Annotated in this window: 22 protein-coding genes; 14 read left to right on the top strand and 8 right to left on the bottom strand. The window is 70.8% G+C overall.

What is annotated here, in order from left to right; genetic code table 11:
• The 3 genes from VG276_15630 to VG276_15640 form a co-directional block, all read left to right on the top strand.
• On the top strand, window positions 1-1385 hold a 1385-nt coding region (locus tag VG276_15630; protein ID HEV8650781.1), incomplete at its 5' end, for an alpha/beta fold hydrolase.
• Between the two features lie 30 nt (window positions 1386-1415).
• Window positions 1416-2225 carry a poly(3-hydroxyalkanoate) depolymerase gene (gene phaZ, locus VG276_15635; protein ID HEV8650782.1) on the top strand — a complete coding sequence of 270 codons (810 nt, stop codon included), beginning with the start codon at window positions 1416-1418 and terminating at the stop codon, window positions 2223-2225.
• A gap of 27 nt (window positions 2226-2252) precedes the next feature.
• Window positions 2253-3434: an acyl-CoA dehydrogenase family protein gene (locus tag VG276_15640; protein HEV8650783.1), complete on the top strand. Its 1182-nt coding sequence runs from the start codon at window positions 2253-2255 to the stop codon at window positions 3432-3434.
• 72 nt (window positions 3435-3506) lie between these two features.
• Here VG276_15640 and VG276_15645 read toward each other — a convergent pair whose 3' ends face one another.
• A complete protein-coding gene (locus VG276_15645; GenBank protein HEV8650784.1) occupies window positions 3507-4313 on the bottom strand; it encodes an ABC transporter permease in 807 nt (268 codons plus the stop codon).
• Window positions 4314-4333: 20 nt separating this feature from the next.
• Window positions 4334-5416: an ATP-binding cassette domain-containing protein gene (locus tag VG276_15650; protein HEV8650785.1), complete on the bottom strand. Its 1083-nt coding sequence runs from the start codon at window positions 5414-5416 to the stop codon at window positions 4334-4336.
• A 114-nt stretch (window positions 5417-5530) separates the two neighbouring features.
• On the opposite strand from VG276_15650, the gene VG276_15655 reads away from it, so the two are divergent.
• From VG276_15655 to VG276_15675, 5 genes are all read left to right on the top strand, one after another.
• Window positions 5531-6277, top strand: a complete 747-nt coding sequence (locus VG276_15655) for a TetR/AcrR family transcriptional regulator (protein HEV8650786.1) — start codon at window positions 5531-5533, stop codon at window positions 6275-6277.
• A 270-nt stretch (window positions 6278-6547) separates the two neighbouring features.
• Window positions 6548-7651: a serine hydrolase domain-containing protein gene (locus tag VG276_15660; GenBank protein HEV8650787.1), complete on the top strand. Its 1104-nt coding sequence runs from the start codon at window positions 6548-6550 to the stop codon at window positions 7649-7651.
• Window positions 7652-7970: 319 nt separating this feature from the next.
• Window positions 7971-8471, top strand: coding sequence for a methylated-DNA--[protein]-cysteine S-methyltransferase (locus tag VG276_15665; GenBank protein ID HEV8650788.1), 501 nt, complete (start codon window positions 7971-7973; stop codon window positions 8469-8471).
• 42 nt (window positions 8472-8513) lie between these two features.
• Window positions 8514-9011: an RNA polymerase sigma factor gene (locus tag VG276_15670; protein HEV8650789.1), complete on the top strand. Its 498-nt coding sequence runs from the start codon at window positions 8514-8516 to the stop codon at window positions 9009-9011.
• Complete coding sequence (locus VG276_15675; GenBank protein ID HEV8650790.1) at window positions 9008-9625, top strand: methylated-DNA--[protein]-cysteine S-methyltransferase; 618 nt, start codon at window positions 9008-9010, stop codon at window positions 9623-9625. The genes VG276_15670 and VG276_15675 overlap by 4 nt, the downstream gene beginning before the upstream one ends.
• A 225-nt stretch (window positions 9626-9850) precedes the next feature.
• On the opposite strand, the gene VG276_15680 is transcribed toward VG276_15675, so the two are convergent.
• Both VG276_15680 and VG276_15685 read right to left on the bottom strand, forming a co-directional pair.
• On the bottom strand, window positions 9851-10810 hold the full coding sequence (locus VG276_15680) for a zinc-binding dehydrogenase (protein ID HEV8650791.1): 960 nt from the start codon (window positions 10808-10810) through the stop codon (window positions 9851-9853).
• A 293-nt stretch (window positions 10811-11103) separates the two neighbouring features.
• The gene (locus VG276_15685; GenBank protein ID HEV8650792.1) at window positions 11104-11835 is read right to left on the bottom strand and encodes an SAM-dependent methyltransferase; all 732 of its coding nucleotides are present in this window, start codon (window positions 11833-11835) and stop codon (window positions 11104-11106) included.
• 638 nt (window positions 11836-12473) lie between these two features.
• Between VG276_15685 and VG276_15690 the strand changes: the two genes are divergently transcribed.
• Window positions 12474-13406 carry an oxidoreductase gene (locus VG276_15690; GenBank protein HEV8650793.1) on the top strand — a complete coding sequence of 311 codons (933 nt, stop codon included), beginning with the start codon at window positions 12474-12476 and terminating at the stop codon, window positions 13404-13406.
• Between the two features lie 90 nt (window positions 13407-13496).
• Here the strand turns inward: VG276_15690 and VG276_15695 are convergent, their stop codons facing one another.
• Entirely contained in the window at window positions 13497-13664 is a 168-nt protein-coding gene (locus VG276_15695; protein ID HEV8650794.1) for a hypothetical protein, read from the bottom strand.
• A gap of 6 nt (window positions 13665-13670) precedes the next feature.
• A complete protein-coding gene (locus VG276_15700) occupies window positions 13671-14648 on the bottom strand; it encodes an NAD(P)/FAD-dependent oxidoreductase (protein HEV8650795.1) in 978 nt (325 codons plus the stop codon).
• A gap of 90 nt (window positions 14649-14738) precedes the next feature.
• Between VG276_15700 and VG276_15705 the strand changes: the two genes are divergently transcribed.
• From VG276_15705 to VG276_15715, 3 genes are all read left to right on the top strand, one after another.
• Window positions 14739-15320 carry an XRE family transcriptional regulator gene (locus VG276_15705; protein ID HEV8650796.1) on the top strand — a complete coding sequence of 194 codons (582 nt, stop codon included), beginning with the start codon at window positions 14739-14741 and terminating at the stop codon, window positions 15318-15320.
• Window positions 15321-15627: 307 nt separating this feature from the next.
• A complete protein-coding gene (locus VG276_15710) occupies window positions 15628-16080 on the top strand; it encodes a sigma factor-like helix-turn-helix DNA-binding protein (protein HEV8650797.1) in 453 nt (150 codons plus the stop codon).
• 73 nt (window positions 16081-16153) lie between these two features.
• Window positions 16154-16681, top strand: coding sequence for a hypothetical protein (locus VG276_15715; protein HEV8650798.1), 528 nt, complete (start codon window positions 16154-16156; stop codon window positions 16679-16681).
• A 61-nt stretch (window positions 16682-16742) separates the two neighbouring features.
• Here the strand turns inward: VG276_15715 and VG276_15720 are convergent, their stop codons facing one another.
• Window positions 16743-17243 (bottom strand): CHRD domain-containing protein, encoded by a 501-nt coding sequence (locus VG276_15720; GenBank protein ID HEV8650799.1) that lies wholly within the window; start codon window positions 17241-17243, stop codon window positions 16743-16745.
• A gap of 77 nt (window positions 17244-17320) precedes the next feature.
• Window positions 17321-18799, bottom strand: coding sequence for a PQQ-dependent sugar dehydrogenase (locus VG276_15725; GenBank protein ID HEV8650800.1), 1479 nt, complete (start codon window positions 18797-18799; stop codon window positions 17321-17323).
• Window positions 18800-19117: 318 nt separating this feature from the next.
• Between VG276_15725 and VG276_15730 the strand changes: the two genes are divergently transcribed.
• Both VG276_15730 and VG276_15735 read left to right on the top strand, forming a co-directional pair.
• Complete coding sequence (locus VG276_15730) at window positions 19118-19675, top strand: sigma-70 family RNA polymerase sigma factor (protein ID HEV8650801.1); 558 nt, start codon at window positions 19118-19120, stop codon at window positions 19673-19675.
• The gene (locus tag VG276_15735) at window positions 19665-20357 is read left to right on the top strand and encodes a zf-HC2 domain-containing protein (GenBank protein ID HEV8650802.1); all 693 of its coding nucleotides are present in this window, start codon (window positions 19665-19667) and stop codon (window positions 20355-20357) included. Before VG276_15730 ends, VG276_15735 begins: the two co-directional genes overlap by 11 nt.
• The last annotated feature ends 30 nt before the right edge of the window (window positions 20358-20387 follow it).

Below are 20387 nucleotides of genomic sequence, written 5' to 3' on the forward strand. Positions count from 1 at the left end.
CATCGCGCCCGGCGCGGGCTGACCGGTCCCGGGTCAAACGAGATCCCTTTGTCACCGTCACGCTGCACGCGCGGTCGCGCGGCCTCTGTGGTGTTGTGCAGACCAGCGCCAACACCGTTCCACCCTCGCTGAACAGCTACCTCATCGACTCCGGCGGTGGCAGCGTCATCCGCGGTGCCCGGCACCTGGCCGCCGACCTGGCCACGCCGCCACGCGTGCCATCCATGGTGGAGGCCGACGCGTTCGAGGTCGGCGCCAACCTCGCGGTGACCCCCGGCGCGGTCGTGCTGCGCACCCCGGTGTTCGAGCTGCTGCAGTACCAGCCGCAGACGCCGACGGTGCGCCGCGTGCCCTTGCTCATCGTTCCGCCGACGATCAACAAGTACTACATTCTCGACCTCGCCCCCGGACGCAGCCTCGTCGAGTACCTCGTCAGGAGCGGCCAGCAGGTCCTCGTCATCTCGTGGCGCAACCCCGACGCCCGGCACCGCGACTGGGGCGCCGACGCCTACGGGCAGGCGATCGTCGAGGCACAGGAAGCGACGCAGCGGATCTGCCGCGCCGACCGGTCGCTGCTGCTGGGGCTGTGCTCTGGCGGGATCCTCGCGGCGATGGTGCTGGCATACCTGAGCGCCACGGGGCGGCAAGACCGAGTCGCCGGGTTCAGCTTGGCGGTGACGGTGCTCGACCAGGCCCGGGCCGGGATGGCCGGCGTCGCCCTTGACGAGGCAACCGCGCAGGCGGCCATCGCCGCCTCCGCGGCGCGCGGCTACCTGGACGGCCGCGCCCTGGCCGAGGTGTTCGCCTGGCTGCGTCCCGGGGACCTGATCTGGAACTACTGGGTCAACAACTACCTGCAGGGGCGCACGCCGCCGCCGTTCGACATCCTGTACTGGAACGCCGACACGACCAGGATGCCCGCAGGGCTCCACCGGGACTTCGTCCGGCTCGCCGTCGACAACGCCCTCACCCACCCCGGCGCTGCCAGCATGCTCGGCTCGCCGGTGGACCTGGCCAAGCTCGACGTGGACGCGTACGTCGTCGCCGGCATCGCCGACCATCTCTGCCCCTGGCAGTCCTGCTACCGCAGCACCCAGCTGCTCGGCGGCCGCTCCCGGTTCGTGTTGTCCACCAGCGGCCACGTTGCCTCGATGGTCAACCCACCCGGGAACGAGAAGTCCAGCTTCCGGACCGCGGGGGACAGCCCGCCGGACCCCGCCGACTGGCTGGGCCAGGCGACCACCGAGCGCGGATCGTGGTGGCCCGACTACGTCCGCTGGCTCGAGCAGCGCGGCGGCGGGGAGAAGGCCCGACCTCGGCGGCTGGGCGCCGCCGGCTTCCGCCCGGTCGACCCCGCCCCCGGCACCTACGTCCTGGACCGTTGAGGCGCGGACGTGCAAGGGCCGGTGCGCACCGTGGCGGTTGGGGGCCAGCACGTGCGGGTGGCGGTTCGTCGCGGCGACGGGACCCGCACCCCGCTGGTGCTGGCCAACGGCATCGGTGCCAGCCTGGAGCTGCTGCAGCCGTTCGTCGACGCCCTCGACCCCTCGATCGAGGTGGTTCGCTTCGACGTCCCTGGCGTGGGTGGCTCACCGTTGCCGAGGGTCCCCTACCGGCTGCCGGCACTGGCGCGGCTGCTTGCCCGCCTCCTCGACCAGCTCGGCCACCCGGTCGTGGACCTGCTGGGCGTCTCCTGGGGTGGTGGCCTGGCCCAGCAGTTCGCGCTGTGCCAGCGCCGCCGCTGCCGACGGCTGGTCCTGGCCGCCACCGGCACGGGCATGCTGATGGTGCCGGGCCGGCCGACGGTCCTGGCGCGGCTGGCCACGCCCCGCCGGTACCTGGACCCCGACTACCACCAGCGCATCGCCGCCGGCATCTACGGCGGGACCATACGCTCAGACCCGGCCCGGGCGCGAGCGCTGCTGCACGGCCAGACCCGCGTTGGCCCGCGGCGCGGCTACCTCTACCAGCTGGTCGCCGCTGCCGGCTGGACCAGCCTGCCGTTGCTGCCCTGGATCGGGCAGCCGACGCTGCTGCTGGCCGGCGACGACGACCCGATCGTCCCGCTGGTCAACGCCCGCATCATGGGGCGCCTGCTGCCCGACGCCCAGCTGCACGTCTACCACGGCGGCCACCTCGGCCTGGTTACCGAGGCGGCCGAGCTCGCCCCGGTGGTGGACCGGTTCTTGCGCCGCGACCACCGCAGCGTCGACGCTGCTCCCTGACTATGCCCGCCGAGGAGGTGGTCTCCCATGCCGACCGACCCGCCCGCCGACGCCGACTTCTACGCCCTGGAGCTGCTGCTCGACGACCAGGACCGCGCGCTGCTGCACCGCGTGCGGACCTTCATGGAAAAGGAGGTGGAGCCGATCATCAACCGCTACTGGACCAGGGCGAAGTTCCCCCACGAGCTCGTGCCCGGCCTGGCCGAGCTGGGCATCGCCGGACTTCCGTACCGCGGCTACGGCTGTGGGGGCAAAAGCCCGCTGCTGGACGGCATGGTCGCAATGGAGCTGGCCCGCACCGACCCGTCGATCGCGACCTTCAACGGCGTCCACAGCGGCCTGGCGATGGGCTCGATCTATGTATGCGGCTCGGAGGAGCAGCGACAGCGCTGGCTGCCGGCCATGGCCCGCATGGACAAGATCGGCGCGTTCGGGCTCACCGAGCCCGAGGTCGGCTCGGGCGCGTCGCGTGGCCTTGCGACCACCGCCCGCCGCGACGGCGACACCTGGGTGCTGGACGGGCGCAAAAAGTGGATCGGCAACGCCAGCTTCGCCGACCTCACCGTCATCTGGGCCAGGGACGTCGCAGACGGCCAGGTCAAGGGGTTTGTCGTCGAGGCAGGCACGCCCGGGTTTGCGACCGAGGATCTCAAGGACAAGATCGCGCTGCGGGTGGTGCAAAACGCCCGCATCACCCTGGACGGCGTGCGGGTCGCCGAGGCCAACCGGCTGCAGCAGGCCACCTCCTTCCGCGACACCGCCCAGGTGCTGCGGATGACCCGGGCGGGGGTGGCCTGGATGGCGGTCGGCTGCGCCCGCGGCGCCTACGAGCACGCCCTGGCCTACGCCGTCGAGCGCGAGCAGTTCGGCCGGCCCATCGCCGGGTTCCAGCTGGTCCAGGACCTGCTGGTGCGGATGCTGGGCAACATCACCGCCTCGGCGGCGCTGTGCGCCCGGCTGTCACAGCTGCAGGCCGCGGGGCTGGCCAGGGACGAGCACGCCTCGTTGGCGAAGGCGTTTTGCACCGTGCGCATGCGCGAGACGGTCGGGTATGCCCGGGAGCTGCTGGGCGGCAACGGCATCCTGCTCGAGCACCACGTCGGCCGGTTCGTCGCCGACGCCGAGGCCATCTACTCCTATGAAGGCACCCGCGAGATGAACACGCTGATCGTCGGCCGCGCCATCACCGGCATCAGCGCCTTCGTGTGAACGCCAGAGGGCCTGCGGCATGGAGCTGGCGCCGCAGGCCTCGGCGCGCTGGTGCGGCGCGCCGCCGCTGTGTCAGCCTCGCCGGTAGCGTGCCACGGCCAGGGGGGCGAAGACCGCCACGATGCCGGCTGCCCACAGCAGCGACCAGACCACGTAGAAGCCGGCGCCGTGGCCGAGCAGGGCTTCCGCGGCCGGGCCCTGGGTGAGCGCGCGGACCGCGTCCACCATCACCGTGATCGGCTGGTTCTCGGCGATGGTCTGGAGCCATCCTGGCATCGTCTCGACCGGGACGTAGGCGCTGGACACGAACGTCAGCGGGAAGACCAGCAACGCCAGCCCCTGGGCGGCTTGGGCGTTGCCGGCGAACAGCCCGAGGGTGATGAACAGCCACTCGAACGCGAACCCCAGCACCAGCAGCAGCCCGAAGGCGGCCAGCGCGTCCGGCACCGAGCCGTGGATGCGGAAGCCCACGGCGAAGCCGATGGCCGTGGTGATGGCCAGGCCCCACACCTGCATGGCGGTGTCGGCCAGCGCCCGTCCGGCCAGCACGGCGCTTCTTGGGATGGGCAGGGACCGGAGCCGGTCGACGAATCCCTGCTCGAGGTCCTCGGCCGCCCCGGTGGCGGCGCCCATGCCGGAGAACAGGATGCCGGTGGTGATGAACCCGGGCACGAGGAAGTCGACGTAGGCAAGGCCGCCCGCCCCGATCGCCCCGCCGAACACGTAGCGGAAGATCAGCAGGAACATGGCGCCCTGGATGGTGCCGAGGACCACCAGCTGGGGGGTGCGGAGGAACTTCAGCAGGCCTCGCTTGGCGATCCCGAGCGTGCTGGCCGGCAGCGTGGCCGAGGGTTGGATGGGTGGTGCGACGGTTGCCATGTCGGTCTCCTGTGGCAGTCTCAGGCCGCCGTGTGGCCGGCGGCGTTGTCGGGTGCTTGCTCGAGGGGCTGGCCGGTCAGCGCCAGGAAGACCTCGTCAAGGGTCGGGGGACGCAGGGAGATGTCGTCGACATCGGTCCCAATCGCATCCAGCGACTGCAGTGCGTCCCGGAGCCGGTCGGTGCCGGCCTCGACCGCGACGCTGACCCGGCGGGTGGCCTCCTCGACCTGCGCCTCGCCATGGTCCACAGCGGCCAGGGCGGCGGCCACCGTGGCCAGGTCGGTCCGGTCGCGCACGTGGACCTCGATCACGTTGCGGCCCGCCCGCTGCTTGAGCTCGGTGGGCGTGCCGGCCGCGACGGCCCGGCCGTGGTCGATGATCACGATCCGGCCGGCCAGGTGGTCGGCCTCGTCCAGGTACTGGGTGGTGAGCAGGACGTCGGTCCCCCGCTCGACCAGGGCGCGGATGGCGTCCCACAGCTCGATGCGGCTGCGGGGGTCCAGCCCGGTGGTCGGCTCGTCGAGCAGCAGCAGCCGCGGCGCGCCGACCAGGCTCGCCCCCAGGTCGAGCTTGCGCCGCATGCCGCCCGAGTAGGTCCGTGCCAGCCGGCCGGCCACGTCGGCCAGGCCGAGCTGCTCGAGCACCCTGGCGCTGTTGGCCCGAGCCGACCGCGCGTCCTGGCCGAACAGGCGGGCCACCAGCTCCAGGTTCTCCCGTCCGGTCATGGCCGGCTCCACCGCGGCGGACTGCCCGGCCAGGCCGATGCTGCGCCGCACCGCTTGGGGCTCGCGGCGCACGTCGTGGCCGGCGACGCGCAGCTCGCCGGCGTCCGGGCGCAGCAGGGTGGCCACGGTGCGGACGAAGGTCGTCTTCCCGGCCCCGTTGGGGCCGAGCACGGCCAGGACCTGCCCCGGCTCGGCGACCAGGTCCAGCCCGTCGAGGGCGGCGGTCTTGCCGAACCGCTTGCGGAGGCCCACGGCCTCGATGGTCGGGGTCATGCTGTCTCGCTTCCTTTCCGCCCTGCGCAGCGACCCGCGGGGAGCCGAGAACTGCTGGGCTCCCAGCTCCGTGACCGTCTCCCGGAGCCGCATCTCGTTGGTCATGCCGTCCTCCTCTGTCCGTTCGACCCGAGGGTCGAACACGCTTCCAGGCTTGGAACATCGTTCGAGTATGCGCGAACTGAGCTCGGTTGTCAAACGCTGTTCGAGTTCGGAACGATGTTCGTCTCTGATACGATGTTCGCCATGGAGACCAGCCCGGACCGATCGGTCCCAGAGCCGCCCTGGAAGGCCGCGCCGCGTGAGCGTCCGACCCGGGCCCCACTCACCCGGGAGGCCATCGTGGACGCGGCGCTCCGGGTCCTGGAGCGCGAGGGGGCCGACGGGCTCAGCATGCGTCGGGTCGCCGAGGAGCTCGGGACCGGCCCGGCCTCGCTCTACTGGCACGTCACCAGCAAAGACGAGCTGATCAACCTGCTGGTCGACCGGGTGGTCAGCGAGATCCAGGTCCCCCCGCCGGACCCCGCACGGTGGGAGGAGCAGCTCAAGGAGTGGATGGTCCAGGCCCGGCGGGTCTTCCAGCGCTACCCGGGCGTCGCCGGGCTCACCCTGGGCCGCATCCCCGTGGGTCCCAACCTTGTCCGGTGGACCGAGTGGCTGCTGGCCCTGCTCCGCGGCGCGGGGATCCCCGACCGCATCGCCGCCTACGCCGGCGACCTCGGGGGCCTGTACCTGGGCGCCTCCGCCTACGAAGAGAGCTTGGCCCTGCCCTCGCCGACCGGCGAGGACCTCCCACCCGAGGAGATCCTGGCGATGTTCCGCGGCTACTACGAGTCCCTGCCGGCAGACCGGTTCCCCAACGTGCACGCGACCCTGGACGAGCTGTTCAGCGGCGGCCCGGACGAACGATTCGAGCTGGGACTCGAGGTCATCATCCGCGGCCTGGCCTCCTACATCCAGCGCTGACGTCCGCGCTCGGCGCCGGCCACACGCCACAAGAACCAGCGTCGGACCAACCACCCCAGTCCTAGAGCCGGTCAAGTAACACGGGGACTGCCGGACAGTGTGCTGCCATTTCTGCGTTTCCGCAGCTCAAACGGCTAAGAAGCCACATCCTCTGGCCCTCCCGTAGGAACGGGCTCGAGCACGATGCAGCTGCCTGGGCGGCCGAGCGATGAGTTCTTGTCCGAAGCCAGGTCTACTGTACGGTCGCCCACCTTCACGAAGGAGACGGTCATGAGCGAAGTCCAGCAGCTGGTTCAGGAGGCCATCGACCAGGTGGTCGAGTCCGGAACCGAGCGAGGTGTCCAGGTCGCCGTCCACCGGCGCGGCGAGCAGGTGGTCGACGCCGTCGCGGGCGTCGCCGACCCGGCTACCGGACGTCCGGTCACCTCCGACACCCCGTTCTACAACTTCTCGATCGGCAAGGGCGCGGCCTCGACCGTGGCACACGTCCTCGCCGAGCGGGGCCTGTTCGGGTACGACACGCCGGTCGTGGAGCTGTGGCCGGAGTTCGGCGCCCACGGCAAGCACGCCGTGACCGTGCGGCACGTCCTGAACCATTCGGCCGGTGTGCCAGGCATCCCGCTGGACACCACGCCGGAGGACCTGTGCGACTGGGACAAGATGTGCGCGGCGATCGCCGATGCCGAGCTGTGGTGGGAGCCCGGCACCAAGGTTGGGTATCACGCCTACACCTTCGGCTACATCGTCGGGGAGATCGTTCGCCGCACCACCGGCAAGCCGATCTCGCAGGTCCTTCGGGAGGACGTTGCCGGGCCGTTGGGCGTGGCCGACGAGCTCTACTTCGGCATGCCGGCGTCAGAACACCACCGGCTGGCTCGGTTGGAGGATACACCCGGCGCCGCCGACATGATGCCGGAAATGCCGCCTGACCTGCCGATGTTCAAGGCTGGGCCGCTGACGCTGTTCCCGACTGCCCAGCTGGGCAACCGTACCGACATCCTCGCAGCCGACATCCCCGCGGGCGGCAAGACCTCCGCCCGGGCCATCGCACGCATGTATGCCGCGCTGCTCGACGAGGTGGACGGCGTCCGGCTGATCTCGCCCCAACGGCTGCGCGAGGCAACGGCCGTGGCGACCAGCGGCGTCGACGAAGTCTTCGGGATGCCGTCCGCGTGGGGACTGGGGTACTCCATCGGCCTTCCCGGCTCCACCGCGCAGGACACGCCAACCGCGTTCGGCGTGGGCGGCGCCGGCGGGAGCTTCGCCTACGCCGACACCGCCACCGGGATCGCGTTCGCGTTGACCAAGAACCGGCTCACCGCCGACTTCACCACCGCGACCCAGATCAGCCAGCTCGTCACCGGGGCACATTGAGCGTCCCACCCCAACCCCTCGGGTGGGGGCCAGACGCTGCCAACCAGCAGCCCTGCACACCGACCTGGACCGCATGAAGGAACTGCTGCAGTCGGCGACCCATCGAGGCCGACCAGCAGCCATGGTGTCCTGAGTTCGACGGCGAGACCCGGGTTTCCTCGCTGCAGACCGGGATCTTCGCCGGTCCGGTCGGCAGCGGCGAGGCCTGACCTCACGTCCCTGCGGCCCCAGCCGTCTACGAGGCGGGACACCAGGACAACGGGACACCAGGACAACGGGACACAAGGACAACGGGACACAAGGACAAGGAGAAACCACGATGGTCGCCGCCAACACCACCGTCGACTCGCCGATCGGCGAGCTCACCCTCGTTGCCGAGGACGGCAGGCTGATCGGCTTGTACTTCCTGCACCACTGGTACAAGCCAGACCCCGCCACCTTCGGCCCCCGTACCGACGCGGGATTCGACGAGGCCAAACACCAGCTCGCCGAGTACTTCGCCGGCGACCGGCAACGCTTCGACCTCCCGCTCGACGCCCGCGGGGACGAGTTCCAGCACCGCGTCTGGGACCTGATCGACCGCATCCCGTACGGGCAGACCGCCACCTACGGCGACCTCGCCCGCGAGCTCGGCGACCCGGCACTCGCCAAGGACGTCGGCGCGGCCGTCGGACGCAACCCGCTGTGCGTGCTCGTGCCCTGTCACCGCGTCGTCGGCAAAGACGGCAGGCTCACCGGCTACGCCGGCGGGCTGACGCGCAAGAGGTACCTCCTCGACCTGGAAGAGTCGGCCGCGGTGAGATCCACGAAACGCTTCTGACCGACCATCTCACGTTCCACCGCTCCCAGCCGTTTACACAGTGTGACAGGGAAGCAGCCATTCGAGGCCGTCGTCGCCGCCCACGGCGCGACCGTCCAGCGCGTGTGCAGGGCCGTCCTCGGCCCGGCCGACGCCGACGACGCGTGGGCCGAGACGTTCCTGGCCGCCCTCAAGGCGTACCCGGAGCTCCCCGACGACGCGAATGTCGAAGCATGGCTGGTGACGATCGCGCACCGCAAGGCAATCGACGTCACCCGCGCGGCAGCGCGCCGCGCGATCCCCGTCGCTGACGTCCCCGAGCGTCCCTCCGCGCAGCGGACGGACGGGCGCGACCTCGACCTCAGCGCGGCCCTCGCCGCCCTCCCACGCAGGCAACGGGAGGCCGTCGCCTACCACTACCTGGCAGGGATGCCCTACCGGGACGTCGCCGCCGTCATCGGCGGCACCACCGACGCCGCCCGCAGGTCGGCCGCCGACGGCATCGCCAACCTGCGGAAGAGCCATTCGGGTACCACAGTCCTGAAAGGAAAAACCCGATGACCACCGACTATCCCCCGGAAGTCAGAGACCTGTTCGAGGCCTACCCCGACGCCACCGAGGCAGAGCTCCGCCTTCTGCACGACCGCCTGGCCGACAGCGCGGACGCACAAGGCATCCTCGACGTGGCCTACCGCACGCTCGACACGCCCGTCGGGACGCTGCTGCTCGCGGCGACCGAGAAGGGGCTGGTCCGAGTCGCCTACGAGACCGAAGGCCACGACAAGGTCCTGGCAACCCTTGCCGCGCGGATCAGCCCGCGGATCCTGAACGCCCCCAAGCGGCTGGACGCCGCCGCGCGCGAGATCGACGAGTACTTCGCCGGCCTGCGTCACGGCTTCGACCTGCCGCTGGACTTCAGCCTGTCGAAAGGCTTCCGCCGCATGGTGCTCAACCACCTGCCCGACATCGCCTACGGTCACACCGCCAGCTACGCGGCCGTCGCCGCCGCGGCGGGCCACCCCAAGGCCGTTCGCGCGGTCGGCACGGCCTGTGCGACCAACCCTCTGCCCGTCGTTGTGCCCTGCCATCGCGTCGTCCGCTCCGACGGCTCCTTCGGCGGCTACCTCGGTGGGCCGGCAGCCAAGCAAACCCTTCTGAGACTGGAGGCGGCATGACCACCACAACCACCGCGAAGCCGAGGGCCAAGACCCCGATGAAGAGCAAGGACGCCAACCAGTCGAGCCCGTGGAAGGACCGCGTCGACGGCGGCGACTGGGACCGCATCACCGGGGAGGTCAACGAGTACGGGTGCGCGCTGACGCCGCAGCTGCTCACCCCGGAGGAGACCGGGCGGACTGCCGCCCTCTACGACCAGGACAAGTACTTCCGGCCGAGGCCCATCACCGCACCTCGAGCAGGGTCTTGCCCACGGTGGCCCGCGACTGGATGGCCGCATGCGCGTCGGCCGCCCGGTCCAGCGGGAACCGCTGCCCGATCACCGGACGCAACCGGCCAGCCGCCGCCTCGGCCAGCGCGCTCTCGGTGAACGCGCGCAGCTCCTCCGGCGTCGCCGGCAGCCCGCGCACCACCGTCACCCCACGATCCGCGGCGGCCTCGTCGGAGATGTCGGCCCACTGGCCGCTCGCGAGCCCGAAACTGAGCATCCGCCCACCACGGTCGAGCAGCTCGAACGCCGATCGACCGATGGCGCCGCCGACCCCGTCGAACACGACGTCCACCCCGCCGACGGCCTCACGGACCCGCTGCGTCCAACCCGGCTCCCGGTAATCGACCACCACGTCGGCACCCAGGTCGCGCGCCAGCTCGACCTTGCGTGCGCCGCCAGCCGCCGCGACGACCCTGGCGCCGGCAGCCCGCGCGAGCTGAACCAGCAACGTGCCCACACCGCCCGCCGCCGCTTCAACCAGTACCCGTTCCCCGCCGCGCAATCCGACCGCTCGGACCAGCAACGTCGCCGTGCGCCCATCGGCCAGCAGCGCTACCGCGCTGTCGAGCTCTACACCGTCTGGCACCTCGACGAGTCCGCCGGCATCCACCGCAGCACGCTCGGCATAGCCGCCCGAACCGCCGGTGCTGCTGACCACCCGCTTGCCGACCAGTCCCTCGTCGGCTCCCGCACCAACCGACGTGACCACACCGCCAACGCCGTTGCCCAGGATCATCGGCAACACCGCCTTGAACGGCCCGACACCGCTCGCGCGGAACTGGGTCTCCACGAAGGTGATGTTGGCGAACGCCACCTCGATCAACGCCTGCCCGGGCCCGGCCACCGGATCCGGCGCGTCCGCCGCGACGAGCACCTCCGGCCCGCCGAATTCCCTCAACCACACCGCGCGCATGAGACCCTTCCGATCAGTTCAATTCCCACGATCAAGGCGGCGACGTGCTCCAGCACCTCGAGCTCGCGCGCGGTGAGCCCGAGGGCAGGCGAGTCCGCCCGCCGCCCGCGGCCCGCGCGGGGCACAGCGCGACCGAGCTTGCGCAGTTCACGAGCCGCCTCGTCGAGACGGCGCAACGCTCCGCAGCCGGAAGGCTGCTCGTAAGCGCGCTCGAGTGCGGAGATTGCGGCGTGCGGATCTTGGCACGCTGGGATGCCCCGCTGACCGGCCCCCGGGGTGCGCATGGTGCACCTTCAGCGTTTGCGTGCGACCCCGCCGTAGTGCGCGACCTCGACCGACACGCTGCTGGTCTGCGGGTCCGGCCGCCACTGCGAGCAGCTCACTACGCCCGGATCGAGCAGCTCCAGCCCGTCGAAGAACGGCACGAGCTCGTCACGGGTACGCAGCACCATCTTCGCCGCGGGTCCCTCGTTCCACAGCCGCAGCGCCTCGGTCATGACCTCGCCGTTGACCTCGGTAGTGGGGTGGGAGATGGCCAGGAAGCTACCCGGCGGCACCACGGCGAGGAGCCGGCGCACGATCGCGGCCACCTCGTCGTTGTCCGGGACGAAGTTCAAGATCCCGAGCAGCATGATGGCGATCGGCTGGTCGAAATCCAGCGTCCGGCTGGCCGCGTCGAGGATCTTGTCGGGCTCCCGCAGGTCGGCGTCGATGTAGGCGGTGGCGCCCCGCGGGTCGCTGGTGAGCAGGGCACGGGCGTGGACCAGCACCATCGGGTCGTTGTCGACGTAGACGATCCGGCTGGACGGTTCCACCCGTTGGGCGACCTCGTGGGTGTTGTCGGCGGTCGGCAGGCCGGTGCCGATGTCGAGGAACTGGCGGATGCCCTCCACACCGGCCAGGTGCCGCACCACCCGGCTGAGGAACTCCCGGTCGGCGCGGGCCGATGTGACCATCTCCGGCACCATCGCCAGGATCTGGTCTGCGACCTCGCGGTCGGCGGGGAAGTTGTCCTTGCCACCCAGCTAGTAGTTCCACAGCCGAGCCGAATGCGGCACGCCCGTGTCGAGCTTCGTCGACGACGGTTCGTAGCTGGGGGTGGACGAGCTGTCGGTCACAAGAACCCCTCCGGAAGCGATGGGACATACACGACACGCGCGCGCAGCGTAGTCGTCTCGCCGACGGCGTGCTACCCCGGGGTCGTCCCCGATGGCGTCCTCGGAGGGGTTCGCGATCGCGCCGATCCTGAAGGGTGCGTAAAGGCGTTCATCAGGCTGCGTAAAGGCGTTCATCAGGCGCTGACCGAATATCCGCACCCTACGGCCAAGGCCGCGACGTGCCACAGAACCAGGCGGAGGAACTGACCGCTCAGCCCGCCGGCCGTACCTGCAGGTCGTCGGCCAGCTGGCGGATCTCTGCGGCCAGGTAGCGGCGGTGCGCACCAAGCGTCTTCAGGAACGGTGGACGCCTCCGCCCCGGCGACGGCCCCGCTTGCGGGTTGTTCGGCCGTCGCGTGACCTACGCGGCCCTTCGAGGCGGCTCTTCGGCGGCGAGTACAAGCTCTAACCCCCCGAGCGTCGGTCTCGTGCTGTTGATCAGCGTGCCCGGCGGCTCACCGAGAGGAGCTGATCCGCTTCCGCGAGCCGTCGACGTAGCATGGAGCATGGCCTGGACCACCGCGGACATCCCCGATCAGTCGCGCAGGGTCGCCGTGGTGACCGGCGCGAACGGCGGGCTCGGGCTCGAGGTCGCCAGGGAGCTCGCGCGGAAGGGCGGCCACGTCGTGACGGCGGTGCGCGACCAGGCGAAGGCGGAGGCGGCTCGCGCGTCGATCCGCGGCGAGATCCCGGACGCCTCGCTGGAGCTGCAGCCGCTCGACCTGGCGTCGCTGGCCTCGGTGCGCGAGGCCGCCGCGCGGATCCTCGCCGACCATCCCAGGATCGACCTCCTGGTCAACAACGCGGGCGTGATGGGCATCCCCGAGCGGCGCAGCGAGGACGGGTTTGAGATGCAGCTCGCCGTGAACCATCTCGGCCACTTCGCGCTCACCGCCCAGCTCCTACCGGCACTGCTCCGCAGCCCCGGCGCTCGCGTCGTCTCGGTCACCAGCACCGGCCGGCACGCCGGGCGCGCCCTCGACCCCGACAACCCCCACCTCACAGGCCGCTACGACCCCTGGCGGGCCTACGGGCAGTCGAAGCTCGCGAACGTGCACTTCGCGCTCGAGCTGGACCGGCGGTTCCGCGCGGCGGGCGTGCCGGCCAGGAGCATCGTCGTGCACCCGGGGTTCACCAACACCGACCTGCAGGCGCGGAGCGTGCGCGAGAGCGGCGGCGGCCGCAGCCAGCGGTTCTTCCACGCCGCCGTCCGACGGTTGGGGATGACGCCGGCCCGAGGTGCCCTCGCGCTGCTGCGAGCGGCCACCGACCCGGGCGCCGTCGGCGGCGCCCTGTACACGCCGCGTTGGGTGAACTGGGGTGCGCCGGTGCGCCGGCCGCTGTTCGGTCGCTCCCGGAACCGGGATGCCATGGCCGCCCTCTGGGAGGTCTCGGAGCGCGAGACCGGGATCACCTTCGCCATCAAGCCGCCGCCGTGACACCCAGCGGCGCCACCGAGGCCACCGCTGCAGAACATCGGGTTGGGGTTCGCCGACTCCTCGGGGACCGGCTTCAGGACATCCCAACGTCTACCCGATCACCGCCTCGTCGGCGGTGCCTTGGCGTGGAGAGAGACCCCAGCCGGACACCTCGAAGGTCTCGGCCAGCCAGTCCGGCGCGGCAACGGCGAGGGCCTCCAGCGCGGCCCGCAGGACGATAAGCTTCCACCCCAGTAGGAGCCGGCGTTCGACGCGCACGGAGAGTTACGACCTCGACGGCAGGGAGCGCGAATCCCGGTAGCCGGTGACGGCGCGTTGGGTGTCCTCGGCGATCAGATCGGCGTTGATGGCAGCGGCCGCGGACACGCCACCGGCGGCTGCGGTGACGACCTGTGCGGTGAGGTCGGTGACGTTGCCGGCAACCCACACACCCGGGACTTCGGTCAGACCGGTGGGGTTGGCAGCGATGAATTCTCCGAGGCCGAGCGGGTGGGTGGTGGGGTGAAGCCCGAGGGTGGCCAACACCTGCGAGGAGGCCACGAACCGTGGGGAGACCACCACCGCCTGCCGGGCTATGACCGTGCCGTCGGACAGGTGCACCCCGGCGATGCGGTCGTCGACCACTTCGAGGGAGTCCACGATGCCGGTGACGACTCGGATGCCGCGGGCGGCCAGCTGCTCGGCCTGCTCGTCGGTCAGGGCTGCTGCGGTGTGTGTGAACAGCACGAGGTCGGACGTCCACTGCCGGAACAGCAAAGTCAGGTGGACGGCCCACGGTCCGGTGCCGAGGATGCCGACGGGCTGGTCGCGGATCTCCCACCCGTGGCAGTACGGGCAGTGCAGCACGTCCCGGCCCCACCGTTGCCGTACACCGGTGACGTCGGGCAGTTCGTCGACCAGCCCCGTGGTCACCAGCAACCGCCGGGCGGTGATGAGACTGCCGTCGTCGAGGGTCACGTCGAACCCGTCCGCAGTGCGGTGCGCGGTCCGGGCCTCGCCGTGGAACACGAGGCCACCGTAGTGGTCGACCTCCTTACGGCCGGTCTCGATCAGCTCGGCCGGGCTGATGCCGTCGCGGGATAGGAACCCGTGCACACCGGCGGCGGGGGCGTTGCGCGGCGATCCCGCGTCGATCACGATCACGCAGCGTCGTGCCCGTCCCAGCACCACCGCTGCGCTCAAGCCGGCGGCGCCGCCACCGATCACCGCGACATCGAATCTCTGCGTCAACTGCTCTGCCAGTTCCTGGGTCATTGCGACCACCTCCACGACCACCATGCGGTCGCAAACACGGATGCGCAAACATTCTTGCCGCTATGGCAAACTAGGACCGTGGACGACAACCTGGACAGCGTGCTCACCGCTGTCGGACCCCGGCTGCGTACGCTACGGCGGCAACGTGAGACCACGCTGGCCAACCTGTCCGCGACGACCGGCATCTCGGTCTCCACCCTGTCCCGGCTGGAATCCGGCCAGCGCCGCCCCACCCTGGAACTACTCCTGCCGTTGGCCCGGGCCTACGGGGTCCAGATCGACGAACTCGTCGGCGCACCGCCAACCGGCGACCCCCGAGTCCACCTGCGCCCGGTCACCCGCAACGGCATGACCATGGTGCCGCTGACCCGCCGCGCCGGGGGCATACAGGCCTACAAGCTGATCATTCCCACCGCCCGCCAGCCGGTCATCCCCGAGCCGCAAACCCATGAAGGCTACGAATGGGTCTACGTCCTCAGCGGGCGACTCCGACTGGTACTCGGCGATCACGATCTCGTGCTCACCCCGGGCGAAGCTGCCGAGTTCGACACCCGCGTGCCGCACTGGTTCGGCAGCGCCGACACTGTACCCGTCGAGGTCCTCAGCCTCTTCGGCCGACAGGGCGAACGCGCGCACCTACGCGCGAGATCCCTGACATGACTAGAACGACGCCAAAGCCGGCCCGCCCAGATGCGATTCGCCAAGGTTCCCTAACGGCCAGCAGCAGCCCGCCTGACGTCCTCTTCTCGGCATGAGCGGACGTGCTGCGGCCACGACGCCCTCGACCGGCGTCACTCACAGCTACCAGAGCAAGGGGCATGGCAGGTAACGCGTCCGATCGTTCCAGACCTCCGGCGATCCACAGGTGTGGTCGCTTCTAACCGACACTGATCTTCGCCTCGGCCTAGACGTAATGTCCAAACTCGTCGAAAAGTGGAGCCAGCTCCGGATCAGCTGCACCTACGGCATGCTGCTGTGCCTCTCGCGACCGCAGCGCGCCGCCTACCTGCTCGCCGACGTGCTCGGGCTGACCGACACCGACGGTGCCGAGATCCTCGACTGCACCCGCGAGGCGTTCCGGCAGCGCGTCTCGAGAGCACGGCGCACCCTGCGGCAGGTGATCGACAACCGATGCGGTCTCATCGACCCAGCCAACCCGTGCCAATGCGGCCGCCAGATCGCCAGCAGCGAGGCCGCCGGCATTCTCAGCCGCGATCACCTGCCGCTCGCCCGCCATACCCGCGAGGAAGTGCGGGTGTGGATCGAACCCGTCGCGAAGCAGCTCGACTCCGTTGTCGCCATCGGCGACCTCTACCGCTTCGACCGCTTCGCCGCGCGCAGCTGCGCGGCGCCGACCAGTGGGCTGGTCGGCGCCGCTGACCAAGGCGTACGGCCACCCGCACGGGCGGGGTCGACGTAACGATTCGCCCCGAATCGAGGGGGTGCGGGATGATGCGCGACCTGGAGGAGCGCGAGGAGATGAGGTGTGCATCGTGGCTGACGGAGCGGCAGTCGTCTCGGCGGCGGCAGCTCTGGTCGGCGCTGGCGCTGCGGCCTACGACATCTGGGTCAGACGCGAGGACCAACGCAGGGCGGAGGAGCGGCAGCGCGAGGAGCGAGAGCGCGTCCAAGCCAGCAGGGTGTTCGCGTGGGCGCGCGGCCTGGACGCGAACCGCTCCGCCTACCTGGTCCACGTCGAGAACAGGAGCGACGCTCCGATCTGGGAGCTGCTCGCGGTCGTTGAGCCGCAGCATCCCGGCCAGAGCGTCAGCGAGGGGTCGTGCGTTCTCGGCTTGCTGCCGCCCGGAAAGTCCGCCGAGCTGCCGGCGTCGGTGCGCGGGAGCTGGCCGGAGGACGACGCCAAGGCGAGAGTGGAGCTGGTCTTCACCGACGCCGATGGCCGAACGTGGCGGCGGCAGGGATCGGTCCTGGAGCGCGGCGAGGTGGTCGCCAGCGACGGAGGGCGGATGGCCCGCTGGCAGGCTCTGTCTGCCGGCCGATCGTCGCAGGCGATCTCCTAAGGGCTGCCGGACCGGATGGCAGAGGGCCCGGCTGGGCCCTCTGCCACTTCCCCTGGGGTCCCTACCGTACCTGGCCGCGGATCTCCCCTCCGGGGAAGTCCCCGGGACCGGTGTTTGGCGGCGCCACCCCGTCGTTGGTGTGCGCGTTGACGTAGGTGTTGCCGCTCTGCATCGCGGCGAGGACCGCCGCCAGGTCGGTCCAGCCGCACCCGTTGCCGGGGTCGGGAGCGGTGATCGTTCCCTCAGACAGCGTCCCGTTCACGGCCCCCCCCGCGGGAGCCCCCATGAACAGGGTGACGCCAACGGGGCCGTTGACCCCGACGGCACCGCAGTGGATGTGGGCCGCGAAGACGTTGTCGATGTTGGCCACGTTGACCTTGAACAGCAGCGCCGCCCCGTCCTCGCGGAGCTTGAACTTCGCCACCCCCACGGCCTGGGTGTCCCGCGCCGGGACCTCCTCGCCGCCGGAGAGCGTGGCTACGAAGTTGTCGCCGGCCGAGGCCGACGGCACCAGCGCCAGCGCCAGCAGCGCCAGCGCGAGCATGACAACGAGCACGATCATCCTGCGCATCCTGCGCATTCTTCCCCTCCTTCCAGTTTGCCCCACTCGCGAGAGCGTCGAGCCTATCGTGAAACGGCCTACCGCCGGGCGATCTCGTGGATCGCGCCCTGCGACAGGGAGACCACGAAGAGGTTGCCGTTCGGCCCCGTCTCGATGTCGGTCACGATCCCGAAGTCCGTCCCGATGAGCAGGCTCTCGCTCTCGGTGATGTCGAACTTGTGGTTGTTGTCGGCGACCCTGTCCTCAAGCCGCGGATCGTCAACGGCGATCTTCCGGCGGTTCCCGGTCAGGTTGAAGTGGAACAGGGGCCCGCCTTCCAGGAACGTGCGGGCGGCGCCCACGAAGAGGTCTCCCTGGAACTGCGCTCCGAGGCTGCCGCTGTCCACAAAGCCGATGGCCGCCGGGGAAACCTCGAACTTCCAGCTGAACTCCGGGGCGCTGTACCGCGCGCCTGGCAGCGTGAACAGCCGCGACAGGGCCTCCCCGGGGGATCCGGCGATGTTGGTCGGCGGCCAGCGGACCTGCTGGAGCCCGAAGTAGGCCGTGCCCGTGACCGGGTCGACGCCCGAGCTGGTCTCGATGGCCTTGTACTGGGCGATGCGGTCCGGTGGCCCCTGGATCTGGACCCAGCCGGAGTTGAAGCCCGGCTCGACCCGGTTGAGTTCGGTGAAGGTATCGTCCCCGTTCTCCTCCTCCCACAGCGCACCGGAGATCGGGTCAACGGCCATCCCGAAGCTGTTGCGGAGCCCGTAGGCGAAGACCTTCTGGAGATTGGCGCCGACCTGCCCGCCGGTCTTGGCGCCGACGTCGAAGAAGGGGTTGTCGGAGGGCGTGGTGCCGTCGTCGTTCAGGCGCAGGATCACTCCGGTGAGATGGGCGTCGTCGGGCTGCGGGCCGCCGAACTGGTCGTCGGGCTGCCCGGGCCCGAAGGGCCCGTCGGGGAGGTTCTGCAGCTGGCCACGGCGGCCCGCGTCACCGACGAGGATGTACAGCTTCCCGTCGGGTCCGAACGTGAGCACCCCGCCGTCGTGGTTGCCGCGCTCGGGCTGACCGGCGTCCTGCTGCAGGGCACGGGTCCTGATGAGGTTCTGTGCAAAGGTCAGCGTGGCGCCGTCCCAGACGTAGCGGTCAACCCTGTTGCCCAGGAGCGGGGTCTGGCTGAGCACGTCGGTGTCCTGGCCGGTGCTGCTCTCGGTCCAGTAGAGGTAGACGCTCGGGTTGTGCGGGAAGCCCGGATGCAGCGCGATCCCCAGGAGCCCTCGCTCCGAGCCGAAGTTCACCGGCAGGTCCAGGACCGTGGACTGGATCGCTCCGCCCCCGACGCGCCGCACCTTCCCGGTGTTCTTCTCGAGCACGAGGATGTCGTCGGCCCCCAGGAACGCCAGGCTCGTCGGCGTGACGAGGCCGTCCACCAGCGTTCGCACCGACAGCCTCGGATGCAGGATCGTCGGGCCCTTGACCTGCGCGCCCCCGATGCCGCCGGGACCCACGACGAGCAGGCTCGAAAGGGCTACCAGGAGCACGGCGGCGCGGGCGGAGCGTCTCTTGCCGGCCATCGCAGTCATCCCCTCTCCGAAGACGGTGCTGCAGCGACACCTCATCCCAGCGTGCCCCCTACCAGGTCGCCTCGATCCCAAGGTGCCGACGTAGGTAATACCGGCGAACGCCCCCGACGGATTGGCCCGACCGACGGATTGGCCCCACCCACGCACTGGCCCCCACCCACGCACTGGCTCCGACGCACTGTCCCGAGGAATCAGCCGATCGGCTCCGTCGCAGGCCCCACACCGCATCGGGTAGGCTGACGGGCGAGGTCGCGCCGACGGTGACGCAGGGTCCCCGGTGTCCGACGGCCTCGCGTACCGTCGACGTGCATGTGGTCGCTCTCGGATGAGTCGCTGCTGGCCGGGCTGGCCTCTGGGGAGCCCGAGCCCGCCGCGGCGTTCGTGCGCCGGTTCCAGGCTCGCGTCTACGGCCTTGCGCTCACGATCGTGGGCGACCCCCAATCCGCGGAGGACGTCGCCCAGGAGACGTTCATCCGAGCGTGGCGCTACGCAGCGGCCCACGATCCCGTACGGGGCCAGGTGTCGACCTGGCTGCTCACAATCGCCAGGAATCTCGCCGTCGACGCCCGTCGCCTGCGGCGCGCCACGCCGATCGACCCCGACATGATCCTTGCGATGCCGATCCTGAGCCCCGAGGCGGGGCCGGAGGAGCAGGGACTGGCCAGCGAGGAGTCCCGGCGGCTGCGACGGGCGATCGCTGCGCTGCCCGAGGAGCAACGCCGAGCCCTGCTCCTGGCGGCCTTCCTGGGACGCACCGCCCGCGAGATCGGCGAAGCCGAGGGGATCCCGATCGGGACCGCCAAGACCAGGATCCGGGCGGCCCTGCTGAAGCTGCGCGCGGTCCTCGAGGTGGGCGATGACCGATAGCCTTGGCTGTCACCAGGTCCGGGAGGTCGCGCCCGAGCTGGCCCTCGGCGTCCTCGCGGGGCAGGAGCGAGCCGAGGCGCTCCAGCACCTGGCCGGATGCAGCAGCTGCCGACGGCATGTTGCAGAGCTCGCCGAGGTGGCCGACGAACTGTTGCTCCTGATCCCGCCCCGGGAGCCGCCCGTGGGGTTCGAGTCACGCGTCGTGGCTCGGCTGACCGGCCGGGCGCCAACGGCCCGCAGACGGCGGCTTGTCGCGATGGCTGCTGCGGCCGTGCTGGCGGCGGCCCTGACCGCGACCGGCTTCCACCTGGCCACAAAGGAGGACCGGCAGCTGGCGGCCCGGTACCGTCACACCCTCCAGCAGGCCAACGGCAGGTACTTCGGCGCGGTCCCGTTGCGCGACGCCGGCGGCCACCCGGCCGGCAACGTGTTCGGCTACGAGGGCTCCCCTTCATGGATCTTCGTGGTGGTCAGCTCGTCCAACCGGTCCGGCGCCTACGCGGTCGAGGTCACCACCCACGACGGCAGGCGCTTCCCGCTCGGAACGCTCGTGGTGAGGGATGGCAGGGGGAGCTGGGGCCGGGCGCTCCCGGTCGCGCTGCGGGACGTGGCCCACGTGCGCTTTACAACGAGCGACGGCAGTACCGGGTTCCAGGCGGCATTCCGCCGCCCCTCCCGCTGACTGCCGGGTCGCCGTTGGCTGCAGCGCCGG

This window comes from Actinomycetes bacterium (assembly GCA_036000965.1).
In the GTDB taxonomy this organism is placed as follows: domain Bacteria; phylum Actinomycetota; class CALGFH01; order CALGFH01; family CALGFH01; genus DASYUT01.